This window comes from Marinomonas sp. ATLA20 (assembly GCF_057180105.1).
In genome coordinates, this window is sequence record NZ_JBXUKU010000003.1 from 163118 (window position 1) to 185113 (window position 21996).

At 43.7% G+C, this 21996-nt stretch carries 23 protein-coding genes; 17 read left to right on the forward strand and 6 right to left on the reverse strand.

Features of this window, described 5'->3' with window-relative positions; genetic code table 11:
• Positions 1–25: 25 nt before the first annotated feature.
• From hemG to aguA, 3 genes are all read right to left on the reverse strand, one after another.
• Positions 26–553, reverse strand: coding sequence for a menaquinone-dependent protoporphyrinogen IX dehydrogenase (gene hemG / locus AC2A4J_RS07150; protein WP_255828479.1), 528 nt, complete (start codon positions 551–553; stop codon positions 26–28).
• A gap of 190 nt (positions 554–743) precedes the next feature.
• On the reverse strand, positions 744–1721 hold the full coding sequence (gene rsgA, locus AC2A4J_RS07155; RefSeq protein WP_484175471.1) for a GTPase RsgA: 978 nt from the start codon (positions 1719–1721) through the stop codon (positions 744–746).
• A gap of 304 nt (positions 1722–2025) precedes the next feature.
• On the reverse strand, positions 2026–3126 hold the full coding sequence (gene aguA / locus AC2A4J_RS07160; protein ID WP_484175472.1) for an agmatine deiminase: 1101 nt from the start codon (positions 3124–3126) through the stop codon (positions 2026–2028).
• A 440-nt stretch (positions 3127–3566) separates the two neighbouring features.
• Here aguA and AC2A4J_RS07165 point away from each other — a divergent pair, with 440 nt between their 5' ends.
• A complete protein-coding gene (locus AC2A4J_RS07165) occupies positions 3567–3839 on the forward strand; it encodes a hypothetical protein (RefSeq protein WP_114411813.1) in 273 nt (90 codons plus the stop codon).
• A gap of 68 nt (positions 3840–3907) precedes the next feature.
• On the opposite strand, the gene AC2A4J_RS07170 is transcribed toward AC2A4J_RS07165, so the two are convergent.
• A complete protein-coding gene (locus tag AC2A4J_RS07170) occupies positions 3908–5260 on the reverse strand; it encodes a sigma-54 interaction domain-containing protein (protein ID WP_255828482.1) in 1353 nt (450 codons plus the stop codon).
• A gap of 163 nt (positions 5261–5423) precedes the next feature.
• Here AC2A4J_RS07170 and AC2A4J_RS07175 point away from each other — a divergent pair, with 163 nt between their 5' ends.
• Positions 5424–5891: a hypothetical protein gene (locus AC2A4J_RS07175; protein ID WP_255828483.1), complete on the forward strand. Its 468-nt coding sequence runs from the start codon at positions 5424–5426 to the stop codon at positions 5889–5891.
• Between the two features lie 65 nt (positions 5892–5956).
• Here AC2A4J_RS07175 and AC2A4J_RS07180 read toward each other — a convergent pair whose 3' ends face one another.
• Both AC2A4J_RS07180 and hisA read right to left on the reverse strand, forming a co-directional pair.
• Positions 5957–6757: a hypothetical protein gene (locus AC2A4J_RS07180; RefSeq protein WP_484175473.1), complete on the reverse strand. Its 801-nt coding sequence runs from the start codon at positions 6755–6757 to the stop codon at positions 5957–5959.
• Positions 6758–6950: 193 nt separating this feature from the next.
• Entirely contained in the window at positions 6951–7712 is a 762-nt protein-coding gene (hisA, locus tag AC2A4J_RS07185) for a phosphoribosylformimino-5-aminoimidazole carboxamide ribotide isomerase (RefSeq protein ID WP_484175474.1), read from the reverse strand.
• 141 nt (positions 7713–7853) lie between these two features.
• Between hisA and arfB the strand changes: the two genes are divergently transcribed.
• From arfB to AC2A4J_RS07260, 15 genes are all read left to right on the forward strand, one after another.
• Positions 7854–8267, forward strand: coding sequence for an alternative ribosome rescue aminoacyl-tRNA hydrolase ArfB (gene arfB, locus AC2A4J_RS07190; RefSeq protein WP_255828486.1), 414 nt, complete (start codon positions 7854–7856; stop codon positions 8265–8267).
• 43 nt (positions 8268–8310) lie between these two features.
• On the forward strand, positions 8311–8784 hold the full coding sequence (locus tag AC2A4J_RS07195) for a GNAT family N-acetyltransferase (protein WP_484175475.1): 474 nt from the start codon (positions 8311–8313) through the stop codon (positions 8782–8784).
• 19 nt (positions 8785–8803) lie between these two features.
• Positions 8804–9007, forward strand: coding sequence for a DUF1289 domain-containing protein (locus AC2A4J_RS07200; RefSeq protein ID WP_484175476.1), 204 nt, complete (start codon positions 8804–8806; stop codon positions 9005–9007).
• Between the two features lie 190 nt (positions 9008–9197).
• The gene (locus AC2A4J_RS07205) at positions 9198–9779 is read left to right on the forward strand and encodes a DedA family protein (protein WP_484175477.1); all 582 of its coding nucleotides are present in this window, start codon (positions 9198–9200) and stop codon (positions 9777–9779) included.
• Positions 9776–10909 carry a D-alanine--D-alanine ligase gene (locus AC2A4J_RS07210; RefSeq protein ID WP_484175478.1) on the forward strand — a complete coding sequence of 378 codons (1134 nt, stop codon included), beginning with the start codon at positions 9776–9778 and terminating at the stop codon, positions 10907–10909. Before AC2A4J_RS07205 ends, AC2A4J_RS07210 begins: the two co-directional genes overlap by 4 nt.
• 29 nt (positions 10910–10938) lie before the next feature.
• Positions 10939–11493 carry a hypothetical protein gene (locus AC2A4J_RS07215; protein ID WP_484175479.1) on the forward strand — a complete coding sequence of 185 codons (555 nt, stop codon included), beginning with the start codon at positions 10939–10941 and terminating at the stop codon, positions 11491–11493.
• Positions 11494–11495: 2 nt separating this feature from the next.
• Positions 11496–12266, forward strand: a complete 771-nt coding sequence (locus AC2A4J_RS07220; protein WP_484175480.1) for an NRDE family protein — start codon at positions 11496–11498, stop codon at positions 12264–12266.
• Between the two features lie 36 nt (positions 12267–12302).
• A complete protein-coding gene (locus AC2A4J_RS07225; RefSeq protein WP_484175481.1) occupies positions 12303–12746 on the forward strand; it encodes a YHS domain-containing (seleno)protein in 444 nt (147 codons plus the stop codon).
• A gap of 23 nt (positions 12747–12769) precedes the next feature.
• Positions 12770–13222: a hypothetical protein gene (locus AC2A4J_RS07230; RefSeq protein ID WP_484175482.1), complete on the forward strand. Its 453-nt coding sequence runs from the start codon at positions 12770–12772 to the stop codon at positions 13220–13222.
• Positions 13223–13224: 2 nt separating this feature from the next.
• Positions 13225–15012 (forward strand): lysophospholipid acyltransferase family protein, encoded by a 1788-nt coding sequence (locus tag AC2A4J_RS07235; protein ID WP_484175483.1) that lies wholly within the window; start codon positions 13225–13227, stop codon positions 15010–15012.
• Between the two features lie 325 nt (positions 15013–15337).
• Positions 15338–16912, forward strand: coding sequence for a cytochrome ubiquinol oxidase subunit I (locus tag AC2A4J_RS07240; RefSeq protein WP_484175484.1), 1575 nt, complete (start codon positions 15338–15340; stop codon positions 16910–16912).
• A gap of 1 nt (position 16913) precedes the next feature.
• Complete coding sequence (cydB, locus tag AC2A4J_RS07245; protein ID WP_484175485.1) at positions 16914–18050, forward strand: cytochrome d ubiquinol oxidase subunit II; 1137 nt, start codon at positions 16914–16916, stop codon at positions 18048–18050.
• Between the two features lie 61 nt (positions 18051–18111).
• Complete coding sequence (gene cydX, locus AC2A4J_RS07250) at positions 18112–18222, forward strand: cytochrome bd-I oxidase subunit CydX (RefSeq protein WP_110573853.1); 111 nt, start codon at positions 18112–18114, stop codon at positions 18220–18222.
• A gap of 5 nt (positions 18223–18227) precedes the next feature.
• On the forward strand, positions 18228–20003 hold the full coding sequence (gene cydD, locus AC2A4J_RS07255; protein ID WP_484175486.1) for a thiol reductant ABC exporter subunit CydD: 1776 nt from the start codon (positions 18228–18230) through the stop codon (positions 20001–20003).
• Complete coding sequence (locus AC2A4J_RS07260) at positions 19963–21630, forward strand: amino acid ABC transporter ATP-binding/permease protein (RefSeq protein WP_484175487.1); 1668 nt, start codon at positions 19963–19965, stop codon at positions 21628–21630. The genes cydD and AC2A4J_RS07260 overlap by 41 nt, the downstream gene beginning before the upstream one ends.
• Positions 21631–21996 lie beyond the last annotated feature (366 nt).

Genomic DNA, 21996 nt, shown 5'->3' on the forward strand with positions numbered 1-21996 from the left:
CTATAGATGGTTCCCCATCGGTGTATTACATATCGCTTACGGATTGGGCAAACAGGTTCACGCTATTCCAGTTGGTAAATTCCATATTGGTTTTTGGATCGGTCGGTCCTTTGGTCATCCACATAATAAAGCGGATCATATTACGATCGATAAAGCCGTATTGCGGATAATTTAATTTCCCTGCAAAAACACCTTGTACACTAGGCTTCCAATCAAGTTGCGCCAACAGTTTAATAATGTACGGATTGGTATCTGGTTGGCACTTCTCAGGTTTACGAGCCACAAGGTTCACGGTGTAAAAAGCATTTGGCTTACTTTCAAGTTGAGTTTTATTTTGTTCGATAAAGTCGATCACAACTTTCTGGTGTTTGCCGTAGCGAATGCTGGCACCAATGACTACCTTGTCATGTTTGGCTAGGCTTTCAGCCGTTGCCTCTTCTACTGGTAAAAGAGTCACGATATGGCCTTGGCTCTCGATAACGTCTTGTATTGTCAGGCTTATCTTTTTCGTGTGACCGTCTGTAGTTGAATAAATCATTAAAATATTAGACATGGAGATTCAGAAAAGCTGCCTCTGTTAGAGTGGAGTAAAAACGAATAGAGCGGTTGTTATAAACACTCAGTGGCTTGCTGTAAAGGGCGGAGGGCATGGTTATTGTTTTTGGAAGTTTTTTTACAATAAAAAAGCGGACTATCAAACATAGTCCGCTTTCTGTTTTGCTAGTGTTAGCTTGCTCTAAATTTTACTCAGCAGAACTGTGTTTTCGAGCGCGTATATCGGATTGTGCGCTGCGATAGAACTTTTCTTGCGGTTTAGATTTAGTCACTTGATCATCATCGCTATCTTCATTACGAAGCAGCATAAAGTCAGCCACACGTTGCTCATCTAAACGATTCGCCTCAACGGCGCCTTTGATGGCGCACCCAGGCTCGCCTTGGTGATGGCAGTCGCTGAAACGACATTCTTTTTCCAATGCAATGATGTCGGCAAAGTTTGCTATCGCACTGCTATCAAATTCAGCAAGCTGTAATTCACGCATGCCCTCGGTATCAAGCAAAATAGCACCGGAAGGCATAATCTTTAATGCGCCAGAGTCGCCAATGTTTCTTTGTGCTTTGCCTTCGGCTGTGGTTTGCATCAACGTATTGATCAATGCTGATTTACCTGAACCAACTGCGCCAAGTAAGGCAATGGTTTTACCTTTCTTAAGCAAGGGTGATAAACATTGTAGGCTGTCAGCGTCTAAAGCATTAACCGTCTCTACAATAAGTAACGGATCAAGCTTTTCTACTTGGGCACGTTTTTCTGCCGCATCACTACAGGTATCGGCTTTTGTCAAAATAACAACAGCGTCAGCTTGAGCGTCGTGAGTCAGTTCTAAATAACGTTTAATCAACGCCAAATTGAAATCTTGGTTTAATGCACACATTAAAAACACAGTGTCTATATTTGAAGCGATGTTTTCAAATACAGAGCTTGGTTCTAAAAGGCGTAAAAAATTATATTCAGTATCGGTAACAACCCAGTCGCCGACAGCCATGCTTGGCATATCTGAATCACTTTCTAAGTTAAAGAAACCAGACTCACTGACAAGCTCGTAATAGCTATCTTTTTGAGAGCAGATACGAGCAATACGGTTAGATTCTAAATCATCCAATGATAACTGTTGTTGAAAGTAAGCCTGCCAGCCTAAGTCCAATAAAGTAAACGTGGAATCCATTAATATTACCCCAAGCGAAATACGCCATCGTAAATAAGAAGCAAAACGCTTCAATTAGTACAACCAAACATAAGCAACATCTTTTGTTTATGTTCTAGCCAGAAAATACATAAAACACCAATGCGTTACAGACCGTTTTTACAAGGCGTTAATGCACGAGGTTAGCACAGTGTGAGTGCACTACAAACAGAAATATCACTGTCATAAAAAAGGTTTATATTTGATGCTTTTATACGGAAATAGCAACAAAATATTTGTTATCAAATGGTAACTCTATTCAATATTTGAACGATATTAAAACGCTTTATACAGCACACTTTATCGGCACTTGCTGAGTAATGCAGTGAATGTTTCCTCCACCCAATAATATATTTCTGGCGTAAACACCTGTTACTGTAAACTCGGGAAAGGCTTTTTGTAGAATCTCTCTCGCTTGCTCATCGGTTTTTACACCGAATGTTGGAAATATAATACTTTTGTTGGTAATTAAGAAGTTGGCGTAGGAGGCGGCAAGGCGTTCTCCTGCTTGTCGATTCATTGAATCGCTTTCGAGTAGATTTTGAGCCTCGTCTTCAGATACAAAAAGCGGCCCTGGCAATGGCAGTTTAATGATCTCTAGTGTTCGACCTTTGGCATCAATCGTTTCGCTTAGGACTTTCAGCGCCGCTTTACTGATGGCGTATTGTGGATCATCTGAGTCATCACAATCGGTTAATGCGACAACGCCCGGGCGAATAACATGCATGATGTTATCGACGTGACCATTGGTTTCATCGTTATAAAGCCCATCTTTTAACCAAACAATTTTTTCGACATTCAAGTAAGCCTTTAAGAGGTCTTCAATGTCGCTTTTGCCTAGATGCGGATTACGGCTTGGATGAAGCAAACATTCTTCCGTTGTAAATAAGGTGCCTTCACCGTCTACATGAATAGAGCCGCCTTCGAGAATTAAGGGGACTTGGTAAACTGGGTCACCAGTAACCGCCGCCATTTTTTCGGCAACCGCATTATCTTGTTCCCAAGAATCATATAAGCCATCCAGCTCTCCACCCCAAGCATTAAATTCCCAGCTGTTCGCTCGACGTTCACCCTTGTCGTTAACAACGTAAGTTGCGCCTATGTCACGCATCCAGCAATCATCAGAGGGGATTTCAATGACTCGGATTTGATCAGGTAAGGCGGTTCGAGCTTGTTCATAATGCTTAGCATCGACAATAAAAGTGACATTGGTTGATTGCGCAATCGCTGTTGCCACCGCAACAAACTCTGCTTGAGCGTGCTTGCCTTTTTCTCGCCAGTTGTCTTCGCGGGTTGGCCAAGCCATCCAGACTTGATCTTGCGGTTCGTGCTCTGCAGGCATACGAAAACCATCTAATTTTGGTGAGGTGTTTAGCGTGGTGCTCATTAACATGTCCTTAATAGTCGCTTATAAGTAAAGCAAAGGTTTTGGCCAATTTTATGGCAGACATACAAACATTCAAGAGACTTTTTGTGTATTTCACCAAATGAGTGGTTTATTTAATCGACAAAAATGGTCGCTAGATCATATTTTTTGCGTCTTTACAATTACTCGACGGAAACAGTTACCGAGTAATTTTGTAAAAACTACTTGTTAGCAGCTTAGTAGAGATTGTCTCTGATTAAATGTTTTCCGATAAAGTCTATATTTATCAGTATCTTATGGATTTTTTGAAAAGTTGGCACGCGCTTCGCAATACTCTAAGTGAAATCAACAACACGAACATAAGTTCTCTTTTTTAGGTTGTTGAGTTGATTATTTGGGCTGCAGGCATAGACCGCAATTATTGCTCCCAAACTTTTAAAAACTAAATGGAGGTTACCATTATGAATATTAAACGCACTCTACTAAATACTGCTTTGGTTCTTGTTACTGCTGGTACATTGGCTGCATGTGATCAGAGCTCTGATGACAACAAAGTAGAAGACGCAATGTCCAATGCTGGTGATGCTGTTGAGCAAACTATGGATGATGCTGGTGATGCACTGAACAACGCTGGCAACTCAATTGAAGACACTATGACCGATACAGGTAACGCCATTGAAGATAAGTGTGAAGAAGCAAAAGAAGGCATGAACGCCAAAGACACTGATTGCTAAAATGAACAGAAAAAAGGCCGAGTGATCGGCCTTTTTTCTAACATTTTTTAAATATGACTTTTATTGCTTTATAAAAAATCAGTTTGGTCGTATTTATCCAATTTGTTATAGAGAGTTTTGATACTGATGCCAAGTTGATTGGCTGTATCGGTTTTATTGCCGTCATTGTTTTTGAGTGTTTTTAAGATGGCAATTTTTTCGATGTCATCTAAACGCATGCCAGTAGGAATACCTGCTGTGGTGCTGGTTTCGGTTTGATCGCTAAGATCATTGGTAACAAGGTGTTCTGGGTGAATAATAGAGTCTGACAGAATGTAAGCTCGCTCTACAGCGTGTTTTAATTCACGCACATTGCCTGGCCAAGTGTAATGGTTGATCTTTTCTAGGCTTTGTTCTGAAAAGTGTTTTTGCTGACCATCTTGAGCGTTTCGGTAAGCCAAAAAGTGCTGAGCAAGGCCACAGGCATCACCTTCACGGGCACGTAACGTAGGAACCATGATAGGAAATTGAGCTAAACGAAAATAGAGGTCTTCGCGGAAAACTTCGTCTCGAATGGCGTCACTTAATGTGCGGTTTGTGGCTGCAACAATGCGTACGTTAGCGATTTTTACTTGTTGAGAGCCAACAGGCTTGTATTCACCGCTTTCAAGCACTCTTAATAGTTTTACTTGTTGCTCATACGGCATCTCGGTGATTTCATCTAAAAACAGAGTACCGCCTTCTGCTTGCTCGAAAACGCCTTGGTGATCTTTATGTGCTCCGGTAAATGCACCTTTAACATGACCGAATAGTTCACTGTCAATCAATTCGGGGCTAAGTGCTCCACAGTTGATAGCGACAAAAGGGCCTTCGGCGCGTTGACTGAAAACATGTAATGTATTGGCGATAAGCTCTTTACCAGTGCCACTTTCGCCCATAATAAAAGCGTTAGCTTTAGTTGCAGCTACTTTTCGAATGGTACGATAAAGAGAGTGCATCGCCGTTGAAGAGCCGACCAATAATCCAAATTGATCCAAATAGCTGGTTTGGGTGTGAGTGTTTTCGTGAGATCGGTTTAGGTCATAAAAGACTTCTTCTAACGAAGATTCAATCAGTTTTAGATTGTAAGGGGCGCGATAGTGAAATCCGGCGCCTTTCTGCATTAGCGAATCCAGTATTGGGTCAGGTTCGCCTTTGCTGAAAAATAAGAATTCAGTCTGATACAAGACAGGGCTATTAATAAGCGCTTTTAAGGCAACATCCTGTAATGAACTGACTTCAATAAGAGCAACATCAGATTTTGTGGTGGACAGTTGATCCAGCCAGTTTTCATCTTGATGGCTGATGTTTAACTCGTATTGTCGAACGCCATTTAAAGATAGCAAATTTGAAGCTAATAATGGATCTTGAACATGCATAAATAGCTTTGGTGAAGACATCATTATTTTCCCTAGATAGAACAGAAGATTGATCCTAAAATTTATATGGGTCATGGAATCATAGGAAGATAAGTCGCTCCTAGTCTTTTAAAGTAACTTTGCATTAAACACGGGGTTAATTATCCTTATTTGCACAAAGTTCACCCTTTTTTGAAAGGAGACAAGCATGCTTAACCACAATAGTTCAGAGGGTATGCCTTATCCAGATAGGGACTCATGCGTCCTATGTGACATGCTTTCTATGTGTTTTGATGGCTTTGTTGCTAACTCGGCACTATATGGGCGAGTTGGGAATACAATGGATAAACATGTGTTTAAAAAGGTATCGTCCTTATACAGACGTTTGGCTGAACGCTTGTTGCATGGGATGGGAAGGCTACCAGAAGACACTGGCACAATGAATCCAGAGCCAGGCTATATCGCCACCGCGTATTTATCGGCTCTAAATGCAGCAGACAAACATGTCGCAAGTCGTGTTATGTCGGTTAACTGGCAGGTAGTAAAACGTATTGGTAAGTTAGTTAAGAAATTAGATAACCTGTTGTTGGTAAATATGGTTGTTGATTATTTAGCTTGCATACAGATGGTATTAGATAACGCACATAAACGTAGAAAAGCGGCAGAGTTGAGCTAAATAAAAAAAGAGCATGCGCTCTTTTTTTACTTATAAAACATAGTGGTTAAATGATAATTAGATTATCACTTATCTACCATTCTGTAGTCCAATTTGCCGACAATAGTGCCATGATTGTCTGATGTAATCACATTAAAGCTTGCGTTATTTTTTTCTCTTTTTGGATTAACGGTAGAGATGACCTGACCATTAACAACAAGCTGGTAAGTTTCCGAGAAAGTAATATGCAAGTCTTCTGATTTTGGGTTTTCAAACAAAATATTGTCTTTTAAGCGAATCACTCGACTCTCGCCACGGACCCATTGGCCAACAAGAGGTTGAGCTTTAAATGTCGCCTTATCATTAGTGATGGTGGCTTCTGATAGGAAAATTCGAATCAAATCGCCATTCATCGCCACTTTTTCTCTGTCACTTACACGTGAATTCAACATAGCAAGCGCTGTATTGGTCTTACTAACATATGAACGAAGTAGTTGAATGCCCGTGTTTAATTCCTTTTCGCTCATTTTGTTATTAGTGACTATTTTAGGTAAGTCAGGGGCGTTTCCCGCTCTGTTTTTTAATTCTAAAAAGTTAGCATTAGCTAGTTTTTTTTGAGCATTAAGTTGTTCAACTAAGTCTGCGTTGCTTTTAGTACTGTTTGTTTTTGCAGCGTTGTTATTGTTAGTTTCAGTAATAACGCTGGTTTCTACCGTTTCGACTTCCCCAGCAGATGTTTTGCTAGGGGCGAGTTCTTGCTCTGTGTTTACGGTATTTTGAGCTGGTGTTGTCTCAGTTTTACTGTTTTGTAAGTCTTTAAAAATTGGCATCGAGCAGGCACTTAAAAAAAGTGTCGCAAGTAAAAGGCCGGTACGAAATGTAGACATTGATTAATCCTGAGATTATAAGCGAATAATTAAGTCACCAAGTATGCGGTATGGCGGATTGTATGTCGAGCTGAAGTACCCGTTACTCATGCGAGTATTCTATTTAAAAGTGCAAATAGAAGCTCTAAAAGACTTGGGTGAACATCATATACAGCGAAGGCGAGAGACAAGCCACGGCAAGCCTCTCTTTACATTATTTTTGTGACTGGTTCCACAAAATGCATTCATCTAACGTGACGCCTTTGCCGCCAAAAATATCCAGCGCACTACCTATAGTTAAATCCACTAAGCCATTAGACAATTCATGAACGCGTTTTAAGTCCGACAAAGAACGAGCGCCGCCAGCGTAAGTAACGGCAACTGGGCAACCTTGGCCAAGCAGTTGAACCAATTCTTCATCAATACCAGCTTGCAAGCCTTCAACATCAGCTGCATGAATCAGAAATTCATCGCAGTGGTTTGCTAGTTCAATTAGATTTTCTTGGTTAACTTGAGTCGATGTAATGGTTTGCCAGCGATCAGTTGCAATATACCAACCATCATGTGTACGACGGCAACTTAAATCCAGCACCAAACGATCAGTACCTGTTTCTCGTTTTATTTTATCTAAGCGATCCCAAGAGAATTCACCATTTTCGAATAAATAAGACGTTACAATAACGTGAGAAGCACCTGCTTTTAAGTAACCTTCAGCATTGCTACTGTTAACACCGCCGCCAAATTGTAAACCATCAGGGTAAGCGCGAAGGGCGCTAAGTGCTTCTTCTTGGTTGCCCTTACCTAAAGCAATAACATGACCACCAACTAGGCCATGTTCACGATACATATTTGCGTAATGTTCAGCATTGTATTCGCTGATAAAGTTCTCTGTGGCACCTGTGTCATTTAGACTTCCACCAACAATTTGCTTAACCTTGCCTTGGTGTAGATCGATACAAGGACGGAATTGGGTCACAAAAAAACTCCTATCTAGTCTGAAAATGAAACGGCGATTGTAACCGATAATGTACTGATAAACGATGTACCAAAGCAAACACTTCTTAAGCCTGTTATAATCGTCGGCCATTTCAATAGAAAGAAACATAAAGCCGCCATCATGCTACAAATTACCCTCGCCGTGGCGATCCCAGACCACGAAATTGAATTAACCGCTATCCGAGCGCAAGGCGCAGGCGGTCAAAACGTCAATAAAGTCTCTTCTGCTATCCATCTTAGATTCAATGTCGCCAGCTCTTCTTTGCCTGAATTTTATAAAGAGCGTTTGTTAGCATTAAGCGATTCTCGTCTTACCAAAGACGGCGACATTGTGCTTAAGGCTCAGCAACATCGAACCCAAGAGTTAAACCGAGAAGATGCACTGGCAAGACTGAAAGAGCTGATTCTTGAAGCGGTACGTGTGCAAAAAGCGCGTAGACCGACCAAACCATCACGCTCTTCGCAGAAAAAACGGATTGATAAGAAAAAGCAAAAAGGCCAAATCAAAAGTTTGCGCCGTAGTAATTGGGATTAGCCATCCATTAACCCCAGCCGTATTATTTTAGGGAGAGAGAAACATGATTATGTTACGAAAAATGCTTCCAGAAGAATTCTCCGCTTATAGTGCTTATTTTATCGAAGACTACAGTCAAGAAATTGCTCTAAACTATGAGCGTTCTATTGAAGATGCCGTTCTATTAGCGCAGCAAGACCTGTCAAAAAGCTTCCCTACGGGTGTCGACAGTGATAGCCAAGTATTGCTCTGTATTGAGACAAGCATTAACCAGCAAAACACATTGATTGGTTATCTTTGGTACTCAATCAATGCTGAAGACCAAACGGCGTTTATTTGCGATTTTTATATTAATGAGCCTCATCGCAGTAAACAATTTGGTAGACATGCCATGAGTGAACTTGAAGAACGACTTAAAAATGACGGCATTCATCAGATTAAGCTCAGAGTGGCTTACCACAATAAACGCGCCTTTGCCTTGTACGAAAAAATAGGTTTTGTGGTGACCGGCTATAATATGTCTAAGAACATTGTCTAAAAGTAGTGGTCTGCAAATTATGTCAGAAACACATAAAACCGATCCCAATATAAAAAGCCCTTGTATTCGTCAGTGCTGCCTTGATGGTGACGACGTTTGTGTGGGCTGTTATCGAACCATGAAGGAAATCATGGGGTGGCAGCAATCTAATCAAAGTGAAAAATTAGCTATTTTGGCTAATTGCTCAATACGAAAAAAGAAGCACGACTCCCTTTATCCTTAATATTCTCTCAGCAATTTTCAATATTTACTTCCTCGCCTTTACCTTATTTGGCGCATTCAGTTCTGCTTTAAATTAATTTTTCAAATTTCTTTGTAAGAAAGTGATATCTGCCTACGTCTAATCTCCAGAAACAAAATATGGGCGCTTGGAGCTTTCCAAGTCTTTAGATGATATAGGTAGGTAACTTACCTTGATTGCAGAATTACAAGTATGGCTAACATCGGGAACAGCGTCGCTGACCTTGTTGTGTGTTGGCATTGTGCTCTTGTCTTATTTACTCGAAGACCTTGCCATCGCAACAGCGGCGACCTTGTCTGCCCATGGGGACTTGCCTTCTTCACTTGCATTAATGTCGATTTTTATTGGCATCGCGACGGGGGATTTTGGCTTGTATGTCTTGGGGCGTTACGCCCGAAAAGTCAGATGGTTACGCTATCGAGCCTTAACCAATTCTTCGTTTAAAGTCGTGAGACAAAAGCTGACCCAGCGTGCTTTTTTGAACCTTTTCTTAATTCGTTTTATTCCCGGCTTAAGAACCATTGGTTTTACCTTAAGTGGTTTTCTCGTCATTCCGTTACCTGTCTTTTTTAGTGCTGTTCTGCTTGCTACTTCTATTTGGACGCTGGTGGTGTTCACACTAATTTACCAAATAGGTAGCAGTGTTTTTATGCAAGTTTCAGAGCTGAAATGGCTGCTTATTCCTGTGGCATTTGGTCTGTTGTTTTTAATGAATCGTTTTCTTAATAAATCGTTTACGCGAGGTATGTCATGAGTGCCATGGTTGAGGGGCAGTTCATTGCGCCAAATAGAATTAATGCTGGAATGCCGCTGCTCCAAGTTGAAGAGGAAGCGAGTATTTCACCTTATGAATTCATGCCAAGCTGGTTTTTTTACGCGCCAGTGGTCGTGCAGAGTCTGTTACTTGGTGTGCGTCACGGCGATGTTTGTTTGCCTTTAATTGCCAATCCTAGCATCAAGTTGAGCGGCATGGTGGGCGAGTCCAAAACAGACATATTGAATTTGGCTGGCCCAGTAGCCAAGCAATGGATTGAGCCTTTTATTACCCTGACGAAAAACCAAGAGAGCGTTGCTGTTCAATTAGAAGACGCACAGCAAGCAATGGACGTCGCGCAGTTGTCATTTCCCATTGTGGCTAAGCCAGATTTAGGGTGTCGTGGTGTTGGTGTCAAGCTACTGAAATCCACAGCGCAACTTCATGACTATATTCAAACGTTTCCTATCTCCGCTCAGTTTCTACTGCAACGTAAAGCGCCATATCAAGCGGAAGCAGGTGTCTTCTATGTGCGTTATCCAGGGCAGGAACAGGGCGAGATTATTTCCATCACCTTGAAATACACCCCCAGTGTGGTTGGTGACGGCACGCATAGTTTAAGACAGCTGATTGAGCGTTGCCCGCGAGCCGGTCAGTTAGCGCATTTGTATTTCCCACGTCATACACAAAAGCTGGATTGGATTCCCGCAGACGGTGAGGAATATCCTCTCGCGTTTGCAGGCAGTCACAGCCGTGGCTCGATTTTTCGCAATGGCAATCAATACATCACGCAAGCATTAACGCGCAAATTGGATGAGATCTTAAAAGACGTTGATGGCTACTACTACGGCCGTTTAGACATCAAGTTTGCCGATATTGAGTCTTTCATGGCAGGTGAAAGCTTTTCTATTTTAGAAATGAATGGTGCAAGCAGCGAAGCCACACATATTTGGGACCGCAATACCAGGTTATCCGAAATTTTCAGCACCTTGCTAAAGCAGTATCGAATTTTGTTCGAGATAGGCGCCTTGCAGAAAAAGCGTGGTTTTAAATCGCCGACGATTCGAGCTTTGTTAAAAGCGTGGCGAGAAGAAAAAGCACTTATTCAGCATTATCCGGCTACTGATTAAATTAAGAGATGTTCTTGTAAGGAAAACCTATGCAATCGGTATTGAAAAAAAAACAAGTCAGTGACTTCCCCGCAGCGACCTATGTGCCAACGGTGCAAGGTTGTCTTGAGGTGTTTGCTCAGGCTTCTCGTTGTTTGCAGATGTTAGATGACGAGTCTTATCAAACGTCGACGAAACCGTATGTCAGCAGCTCTATCGGTGAACACTTTCGTCATTGGCTGGATGTTTTTCATGCCATTCATCGGGCGGGCATTGTGATTGATTACAACCAGCGACGTCGTGGTCATAGGGTGGAAACATCGCGCTCTGTTGCCTTAGTTGAAATCGACGAGCTGACAAACTGGCTTACTGGCTTATCGGAAAAAGAGCTTAAGAAAAGCGTGAATGTTTTGACCGAAGTCTCTGTTTCGCATACGCAAGCCTGTCTCATGTCTTCGACCTTGGAACGCGAAATTACCTTTGCGGCGCTGCACGCCAATCACCATTTTGCCATGGTAAAAGTCGCAGCCAGTTTAATGCATAAAACCATCGATGATGATTTTGGTATTGCACCCGCCACCGCCACTTTTTTGCGAGGCCAATAATTATGTGTTCGGTTTCATGGTGGATTGATGAATCAGGCTATCAATTATTTTTCAATCGTGATGAACAAAAAGAACGTGCACCAGCGTTGCCACCTCAGTTCTTTTTACAACAGGGTGTTCAGGTGTTGATGCCAGTGGATCCTGTCGGTAAAGGCAGTTGGATCAGTTTGAACGAGCAAGGGCTGTCGCTTTGTTTGTTGAATAACTATCAAGGCCACAAGCCAGCCGGTGAGCTGGTTAGTCGTGGGCAGTTATTAAAGCATTTATCCAGTGCGACAAGTATCAGCCAAGTCGAGCTGCAGTTTGACCTGTTGGATCTTCAACGGTTTGCTCCTTTTACTTTATTGGCCTTTGAATTGGGCTGTGACAAGGTGCGGGAATTCCAATGGGATGGTGAAAGCGTCGCTATTGATTACGCCATATCACCGCATTTTTCTTCTGCGGTAGCGTTAGAAAGCGCGGTTGCCTATCGACAATCTATTTATAACGAACTTGCAACAAAAACAGCGAATGACTTGTTGATGTTTCACTCTCAGCATCATCCTGAACATTCTCACTTGTCGGTTTGTATGCACAGAGAAGACGCTCAAACCGTTAGTTTTACTCGCATTCAGGTCGCAAAAGACAATTTTCAAATGAGCTATGTGGCCGGATCGCCTTGCTCTAATTTAACGCCAGAAGCGCTGGCGGCACAGCGTTATTGTTTTCAAGACCCTTGCTTTCAAGACTCTCATTTTCAAGAGAAGGTTCCCCTTGTTGATGCTCTCTTTTAACTCGTTCTCACTTTTAATAACCCTTTAGGAGTTTATATGACACGTTTAATGATGTTTTTAGCCTTGTTTATGAGCAGTCTGGCGTTTGCGCAAGATGAAATTTACACCGGCTATTTTAGTAATAAAGCACTTAGCGGCTATGACACGGTTGCTTACTTTACGGACCAAAAACCGGTCGAAGGCAGTGCCAAGTTCGTCACTGAATATAAAGGCGCTGATTGGTATTTTGCCTCGCAACAGCATCTCGATATGTTCAAAGCTGAACCGGAAAAATACGCTCCGCAATATGGTGGCTATTGCGCTTGGGCTGTGTCTGCCAAGAACGACTTCGCCTCTTCTGATCCAAAAAATTGGGCCGTGGTCGATGGCAAGCTGTATCTGAATTATGACGACAACATCAAACGCAAGTGGGATCAAGATCCTGCGTTGCACATCAAACAAGCGGATGCCAATTGGCCAAGCCTGATCGGTAAAAAATAATACTTATAAATAAGGTCAATAAAATGAATAAGCAAATTGTGAAATATGTACCAACGGTGTTTATCGCCTTTGTGTTTGTGCAGTCGCTGTTTTTTAAATTCACTGGTTCCTACGAAACCGACCATATCTTCGGCGTGTTGGGTGCTTGGTCAGGCTTAGAATTCTTCGGTCATTACGGTGGTTACATTATTGGGGTGGCCGAACTGATTGCTGCGGTTTTGCTCTTTACCCGTTGGCATGGTTTGGGGGCTTTGATGGCGGTGGGGATAATGACTGGTGCGATTATTTTTCACCTGTTTACTCCGCTTGGCGTGGTGATGCCTGAGTTTAACGCAGTCGGTGAAGTAGTCGGCAATGACGGTGGTTTGCTGTTTATCATGGCGTGTTTGGTTTGGTTATGTGCGGTGTTTTTATCGCTTCGGGATCTTAAAAATTCACAAGGCATCCTAAACAAAATTATCAAGAGCGGAGTTTGATTATGTTGGCCAGTCCTTTTCGTTTAAAAAGAATCACGCCATTTGGCGTTGGAGAATCCGTTCTTGAATGGGCGACAGGACTCGCTAAATTAGATCGCTTGTATCAACAAAGGCCCAGCAGCCAGACCAGCTTTGAATTTATGCGTTACACCCTTGAAGCGTTGAACATTGATTATTCCATTGCTAAAGGTGCTGTTGAGAATATTCCCCAAAATGGGCCTGTGGTCATTGTTGCCAACCATCCTCTTGGCGCGATTGAAGGTGTGGTCTTGGCGGACCTAGTTGGACGCGTTCGCAGTGATGTAAAAGTACTGGCCAATGAGTTACTTAAGCGTTTGCCAGAAATCAGTGACTTATTTATTGGCGTGGATGTGTTTGGCGGTAAATCGGCGCAACGTACCAATGGCAAGGCGATTCGAGATGCTCATCGCCATTTGGCTGAGGGCGGCGTGTTAATTGTTTTTCCTGCAGGGGAAGTGTCCACTTATCCGAAAAAATCTAATGATCAGTCAGCAGAAAAGTCGATAGAAAAGCAGGCGTTAGCCGACATCGAATGGAGTCAGTCGGTCGCTAATTTCTTAAAGCGCAGCGAAGCGACGACGGTGCCGATTTTTATTAATGGCAAAAATAGCGAGTTGTTTTATCAAGCTGGTCGTATCCATCCTTTGCTACGAACCGCTATGTTGGGCCGAGAACTGCTTAATAAAAAATCCTCAGTCATTGAGATTTCTATCGGCAGTGCTATACCGTTTGCGGAAGTGAGCCAGTTTGAAAGCAATCAAGACCTTGTCAGCTACTTACGTTTGAATACCTATTTAATGAGCCCTCAACATGCTCAGGAATCGATTGTCCAAGATGACAACAAAGATTTGCCCATCATCGAGCCGATTGATCCGAGTCTTTTAGAGAGTGAAATTGCTAATCTGCCAGGCGATATGCTGTTGGTGGAGCAAGGCGAGTTCAGTGTTTATTGCGCTCCGACGCAATCTATCCCCTTGCTGATGCAAGACATTGGCCGTATCCGCGAAGAAAACTTCCGCGCGGTGGGCGAGGGAAGTGGTTTGGCCTGTGACGTGGATGAATACGACCTTTACTACCATCAATTGTTTGTTTGGCATCATGGTAATAAAGAAGTCGTTGGGGCCTATCGAATGGGGCTGGTGGATAAACTTATTGAAGCGCATGGCTTAAAAGGTTTGTATTCGCGCAGCTTGTTTAACTATGACCAAGCATTTATTGATAGCCTGGATCACAGCATTGAAATGGGTCGATCGGTTGTCGCGGCTAAGTATCAAAAGAATTTAAATTCGCTGCTCTTGCTATGGAAGGGGATTGCTACCTTTGCTTCTCGCAACCCAAAATATACGCATTTATTTGGCCCTGTCAGCATCAGTAATGAATACAGCCATACGGCACGTCAATTGATCGCCGCAACCTTGTCGATTCATTATTACGATAAGGAGAAAGCCAGCTTGGTGATGCCATCGACGCCACTGCGCAACAGTGGGTCGGTATTTTGGCAGCCTAATTTGTTGTCTTCCTTGGCGAGTGTCACCTTGCTTTCTAAAGTTTTATCGCGAATGGAACAGGGCAAAGGTTTGCCCGTATTGATTCGTCAGTACTTAAAAATGAACGGTAAGCTGGTGTGCTTTAATGTAGATCCAGCTTTTCATAATTCATTGGATGGCCTGATCGTGGTAAATTTAAAAGAAGTGCCTCTGTCTATTTTGGCAAAATACATGGGGCAAGACGACGCTAAGGTATATTTAGAAACAGTCTTGAAAAAATAGCTAAAGAGATAGCCCAATAAATAGCAATCATGGAGGCTGAACGAAATGCGTCACAGCCTCCATGATCATGTTTGGTTTTTTATCCTCATGTTTTAGAACCCTTTCATTACCTCTTTAAAACAACCTTTTTTACTACTTATTCCTTTCACTCTCTTTATCTTGATCTAACGCAATGTTTTGGATCGCTTCTGCACTCATAATCTGGACTTATAGTAAGCCTTGAAATGTTTTGAGGCTTCGGTGGGCGTTGGATAACAAGAACACTCAATCAAATAAGTGTCTACGATCGTCTTTTTTCTCAATCAAATGAATGGGTTGAAGTTATATGATTAACGAAGCTGTAGTGGAATTATCGCGATTTCAGTTTGCTTTCACTGCTCTGTACCACTATTTGTTTGTCCCTTTAACACTGGGGATGGCTTTCTTACTGGCAATCATGGAGTCTGTCTATGTCATTACGGGTAAGCAAGTCTACAAAGACATGGTTAAGTTCTGGGGTAAACTTTTTGGTATTAACTTTGCGCTAGGTGTAACAACGGGTTTGACAATGGAGTTCCAGTTCGGGACTAACTGGTCTTACTACTCTCATTACGTCGGCGATATTTTTGGTGCCCCTTTGGCCATTGAAGGCTTGATGGCTTTCTTCCTTGAGTCGACATTGGTTGGTTTATTTTTCTTTGGCTGGGATCGCCTCAGTAAAGTGAAACATTTAATGGTGACTTGGGGCGTAGCGCTAGGTTCTAACTTGTCAGCTTTGTGGATCTTGATCGCCAATGGCTGGATGCAAAACCCAGTAGGATCAGAGTTCAACTACGAAACCATGCGTATGGAGCTCGTCGACTTTGGTGCTTTGATATTAAACCCAGTGGCGCAGGTGAAATTTGTTCACACTGTATCGGCTGGCTATACAACAGGGGCGATGTTTGTTCTGGTTATTTCAAGCTACTACTTATTGAAAGGCCGTGACCTTGCGTTTGCTCGCCGTTCTTTCGCTATCGCTTCAGCGTTTGGTTTAGCGTCTATCTTGAGCGTTATCCTTCTAGGTGACGAATCAGGTTACGAGCTAGGCGAAGTGCAAAAAGTGAAATTAGCAGCGGTTGAAGCGGAATGGGAAACACAAGAAGCACCAGCAGACTTCACCTTAATCGGCTTCCCGAACCAAGAGCTTGAAGAAACCGAATTTGCTATCAAAATTCCTGGGCTAATGGGCTTGATCGCAACACGCTCTCTCGACAAAGAAGTAACGGGCATCAAAGAGCTGAAAGAGCATAACCGCCAACGTATTATCAATGGTATTTATGCCAACCAGTTGCTTGAGAAGTTACGCAGCGGTTCAACGGATCCGCTAGTAAAAGAAAACTTCGAGAAAGTAAAAGACGATCTTGGTTACGGATTGTTGGTAACAGCATTCAACGAAGACATGAACAAAGTGACATCTGAAGAGATCGATCAAGCGGTTGAATACTCTATTCCGCAAGTTGCGCCATTGTTCTTTGCCTTCCGCATCATGGTCGGCTGTGGTTTCCTAATGCTGTTTGTCTTCGCTGCTGCTTTTTACCAAAACGCGCGTCGTCGCATTGGTCAAAGTCCTTTGTTCCTGAAATTTATCGTGATTTGTTTGCCACTTCCTTGGATTGCCAATGAAGCAGGTTGGTTTGTTGCGGAATACGGTCGTCAGCCTTGGGCTATTGGTGAAATATTACCGGTTCATGTTGCGGTCTCTAGCCTAACAGCAACAGAGATCTGGATCAGCCTTGCAGGCTTCGGACTTCTTTACACAGCGTTCCTAATTGCTGAGATGTACTTGATGATTCGCTTTGCGAAACAAGGCCCTTCTAGTTTGCATACTGGGCGTTACGCACTTGAACAAGAAACGGCTCAGCTAAAGCAGGAGGTATAAGATGGATTACGAATTATTAAAAGTGATTTGGTGGGTATTGATCGGTGTCTTACTGATTGGTTTCGCTGTGACTGATGGCTTTGATATGGGCGTAGGCAGTCTGCTTAAAGTGATCGGTGGTACGGATTCTGAACGCCGTATCATGATCAACTCGATTGCCCCTCATTGGGACGGCAACCAAGTTTGGTTTATTACAGCAGGCGGTGCGTTATTTGCCGCTTGGCCTGTGGTGTACGCGACAGCGTTCTCTGGCTTTTACTTTGCAATGTTGTTGGTATTGGCCGCGTTGTTCTTCCGTCCAATCGGCTTTGACTACCGTTCTAAACTCGAAAATACTAAATGGCGTACAAGCTGGGACTGGGGAATCACTTTTGGGTCAGCTGTTCCGCCAATCATTTTCGGTGTGGCGTTTGGTAACTTGTTGCAAGGCGTGCCGTTCGAATTTGATCAATACATGCGTGCAACTTACACTGGCTCTTTCTTTGCTCTGCTAAACCCATTTGCGATTCTTTGTGGTTTGGTCAGCTTGTTAATGCTAATGACGCAAGGCGGTGCTTGGTTACAAATGAAGACAGATGATGCGCTACTTGTAAAAGCCAGTCGTATCACGGCAATTACCGGTGCATTAGCTGCTGTGTTGTTCATCTTAGCGGGTGTGTGGTTGGCTTACGGTATTGATGGTTATGTCTTAACCAGCGCTATCGATGGCAATGCAGTGGTAACACCTTTGATGAAAACAGCCGAAGTTCAAGCTGGTGCTTGGTTGGTGAACTATGAAAAAGTGCCAGCACTTATGTTAGCTCCAATCATTGGTGTTGCTGGAATGCTGGTGGCGGCACTGACTGCTGTGATGAGAAAAGGCGCTTTGTCTTTCTTGAGTTCATCACTGGGCATTGCTGGCATTATCGTGACAGCTGGTGGGTCAATGTTCCCATTCTTGATGCCGTCTTCAAGTTTTCCAAACATGAGTTTGACTATGTGGGATGCGACGTCTAGTGAAAACACCATGATGATTATGTTTGTGGTGGCTTGTATCTTCGTACCGATTGTTCTGGCTTACACGTTATGGAACTACTTTGTGATGTATGGTCGTCTGACTAAGAAACACATCGAAGAAAACAATCATTCACTTTACTAGTCATTGATATAGAAGATAGAGCGCTTTGGGCTCTGTCTTCTAGCAATAAGAGGAATAAGTTATGTGGTATTTTGCTTGGGTTCTAGGCGTATTGTTAGCCTGTTCGTTCGGTATTGTTAATGCCGTATGGTTAGAATTTAGCGGCTACGAAGGTGAAGAGGAGCAGAAGTAAGCCTTATGACGCGAGAAAAGGGAAAACAAAAGGCCCGTCGAACTGGTCGAATTAAAACACCGGAAACCGTGTTTTTAGATCAGTTAGCGAATCAGCAATCATCAAAGTACCGTCTTGCTCAAGGCTTTGGTGTGTTGTTTGCCGTGTCTTTAGTGCTACAGGCTTGGGCGTTAGCGAATGTGTTTTCAGACATGGCGCTACACCAGTCTTTTTCCTTGTCTCTTTTAGTCTTGGGGTTATTTGCTCTATTACTACGTGCCTTGGCGAACTTTGGCCGAGAACGTATTTGCACCAGCGCAAGCCGCGATATTCGTTACGGCTTGCGACGTAAATTGGTGTCGCATCTGACAAATCTTGGGCCAGCGCGCCTAAGAATAGAAGAAGATGCGGCGCTTTCTACTCGTGTTTATGAACAAGTAGATGCGTTAGACGATTTTTTTAGTCGCTATAAACCACAAGTGTTTATGGTGACCCTAATTCCTTGTGTGATCCTACTGTCTGTTGTTTCTATTTCTTGGATCGCCTTCTTTGTTTTCATGATGACCGCGCCTTTGGTCATTATCTTCATGATCTTTGTGGGTCATAAAGCGGCGCAAGCCAACCGTCGTCAATTCAATGTCTTGGCCATGTTGTCCAATCAGTTCATGGACTTAAGCCAAGGCTTATCAGAACTCAAACGCCTTAACAGAACTGGCGAAGCACGCGAGCGTTTGTCCGACAGTGCTACTTCATACCAAAAGACAACCATGGGGGTTTTGGTATTAGCGTTTTTATCAACGGCTACGTTAGAACTTTTCGCGTCATTGTCTATCGCCATGATTGCCTTGTATTTAGGGCTTGGCTTATTAGAAATCTTACCATGGCAAGTGGGCAGCTCCCCCGTTACCTTGACGCAAGCTATGTTCCTTCTGTTGCTTGCACCGGAATTTTATTTGCCGCTACGTCAGCTTGGTAATGACTACCATGCGAAACAAAAAGCCGAAGCCGCCGCGACGGATTTGTTAGATATCCTACAAACACCAGTGCATGCATCCACTTCACACCAAGAGAACACTGGATTAGCTGTTTTAAATACGTTGAAATCTATTCAATTCAAAGACTTGAGCTGGCAGGAAGAGGGGCGTTATCGACTCGCGCCAATTACGGCCAATATTGCCCAGGGCGAACGGGTTTGGCTGAGTGGTGAATCGGGAGTGGGTAAATCCAGTCTATTGCATTTGTTACTAGGTTTTGAAGAAGGCTTTGATGGGCAGTGCTTGATCAATGGTCAGCCATTCCCAGAATTAAACTTGGCTTCTTGGCGAGCCAAACTGGCTTGGTTGCCACAAACACCGGAATGGGTAAACGGCAGCATTCGTCGTAATTTACTCTTAGGGCTGGGTGGCAAAGAGGGCGCAGGGCTACCAAATGAAGAAGAGATACAAACAGCGCTCATAAAAAGCCAGTGCGACGAATTTATACAGCTGCTTCCCGACGGGTTAGATACCAAACTAACCGAATTAGGAGCAGGGCTTTCTGGCGGGCAAATGCAGCGTCTTTCTATTGCCAGAGCCTTATTATCAAAAGCCGATTTGTGGTTACTTGATGAGCCTTGTTCTGGCTTAGACAAAGAAACCGCTCAAGCGGTACTCGACACACTTAAAAGCGCATCTCAAGGTAAAACTTTATTGATCGTCAGTCATGATACACATCCGATTGCATGGGCAGACAAACATTGGGCACTAACCAAAGGAGGCTTGCATGAGCAGTCACGCAAAGAAAACCGCCAAGCTCTCGCTTAAGCGACTTTTATTGGCAAACCCTTGGGGTTTTGTGATTCCTTTGTTAACCGGCGTGGCTGCGACTTTAGCGGGCGTTGGCTTGTTGGGGCTTTCTGGTTGGTTCATCTCCGCGGCAGGCTTGGCAACGGCCATGGGGGTGGGTATCGTATTTAACTATCTAACACCAGGCGCCATTGTTCGAGGGCTTGCGATCCTAAGAACCGCAGGCCGCTATGGCGAACAAGTGACTGCCCATAATCATTTATTAGGCTTGCTGCGAACTTTGCGCCTTTGGGTGTGGGATCAGCGCGTTGCCAAAGATGCTGCGAACCTTCATCAACAAAGCCGTGGCGACTTGCTACAGCGCCTAGTCAGCGACTTGGATCAAATTATTCGCTGGCCCTTGGTGGTGTTTTTGCCTTGGATATACGCCTTATTAGCTTATGCTGGCGTGGCGATTTTGGCCTATTTCATTCTGCCTGCCTTGTTGTGGCCATTATCTATTGCTGCGCTATTTCATGTTTTCGTGGTGCCTTATGTATGTGGGCATTTTGCTAGCCATGCGGTGCACGTTGGGCAAATACTTGGCGTACATCGCCGTAGCCGCTTTGTTAGTTTTTTTTCGGCACTGATTACCTTAACCATTCGAGGCCACTGGGAAGACTACGCACAGCGTCTTGATCAACTGGATGAACGCCAAAGAAAAACAGAAATTCGCATCCAGCAGGCTGTGAGCCTTGGGCGTTTGTTATCATATGGTGTGACCATCTTGCTCATCGCCAGCAGCTTCTATCTACTCAGTGCCTTTACCCCAGAAACCCAACGCTGGACCTTAATAGACGGCGTGCAGGGAACTTGGGTCGTGGGTTTTGTTTTATCTTTATTGGCAGTGAATGAACTGGTATTGCCCTTAGTACAATCCTTCGTTGCGCAAGGCCAGTCGCAAGTTGGCTTACGCAGACTTAACCAACTTCACCACGATACTGAGCCAATGTCAGAGCAGTCGATCCCACAGATCGAACAACTCTTGTTTAAACAATGGCGCGGCTATCATGCTCCTAGTGGTTTGGGCAGCCAAGTTACTGATATTAAAGTAAACCATGGTGAATTTGTTTGGATCCGAGGTGCAAGTGGCTCAGGAAAATCCACTTTACTTGCTTCCATCGCCGGTGACTGTTTATCCTCTGGAGAAGCCTTTATTAATGGCGAAAAATACCCTGTATACAACAACCCAACCTATCAGGCAAAGCTAAGCTACTTGCCACAATCGCCTTATATCTTCCAACAAAGCATCGCCGCCAACTTGCTGCTTGGTAAACCCAATGCCAGCGATGACGAACTCTGGGCGGTATTAGAAGCCGTCGCTCTAGGCGAGTGGGCACGCAACTTACCCAATGGCCTAGACACCTTACTCAGCTCCCAAGGCCGTAATCTTTCCGGCGGACAGCGCAAACGCCTCGCGTTAGCGCGGCTGCTGCTAAGACATTCTCCCGTCTTACTACTAGACGAACCATTCGACGGACTCGACAAAGCCACCATAGAAACGATTTGTCACTCGCTACAGAATGACTACAAACCAGATATCCTAATCCTTGTCAGTCACGTTGGGAGTCGCCTCGGCGACAACTCAAGAGTCATCGAGCTTTAAACCCAGTCATTCCCGCGAAGGCGGGAATCAATCTCTTTTCGTACTTTTGGCTCCATTCAAACGCTTTGTATTCCCAACCTTTTTTCCGCTCTGCTGAGCGGGTAACTTTTATCCAGATCCATAAAAGTAACCAAAAGGTCTCTTCATCGGGCTATCGCCCAAACGTCTCATTCACTTTGTTTAAGGTAGCGTTTAGCAACACGACTTTTATCGTAAGGCATAGATTGTTCTTTTAGTAAGAGATACATCTTCAAACAATGACCCTGAAACTCCATAAAGTCGCGCAACTTCGTCGCGTCGAACTGACTGCATCGTTAATGCTGGTTTTCGTAGGGCGGATGAGGAAGGTACGACCGTGATCCGCCG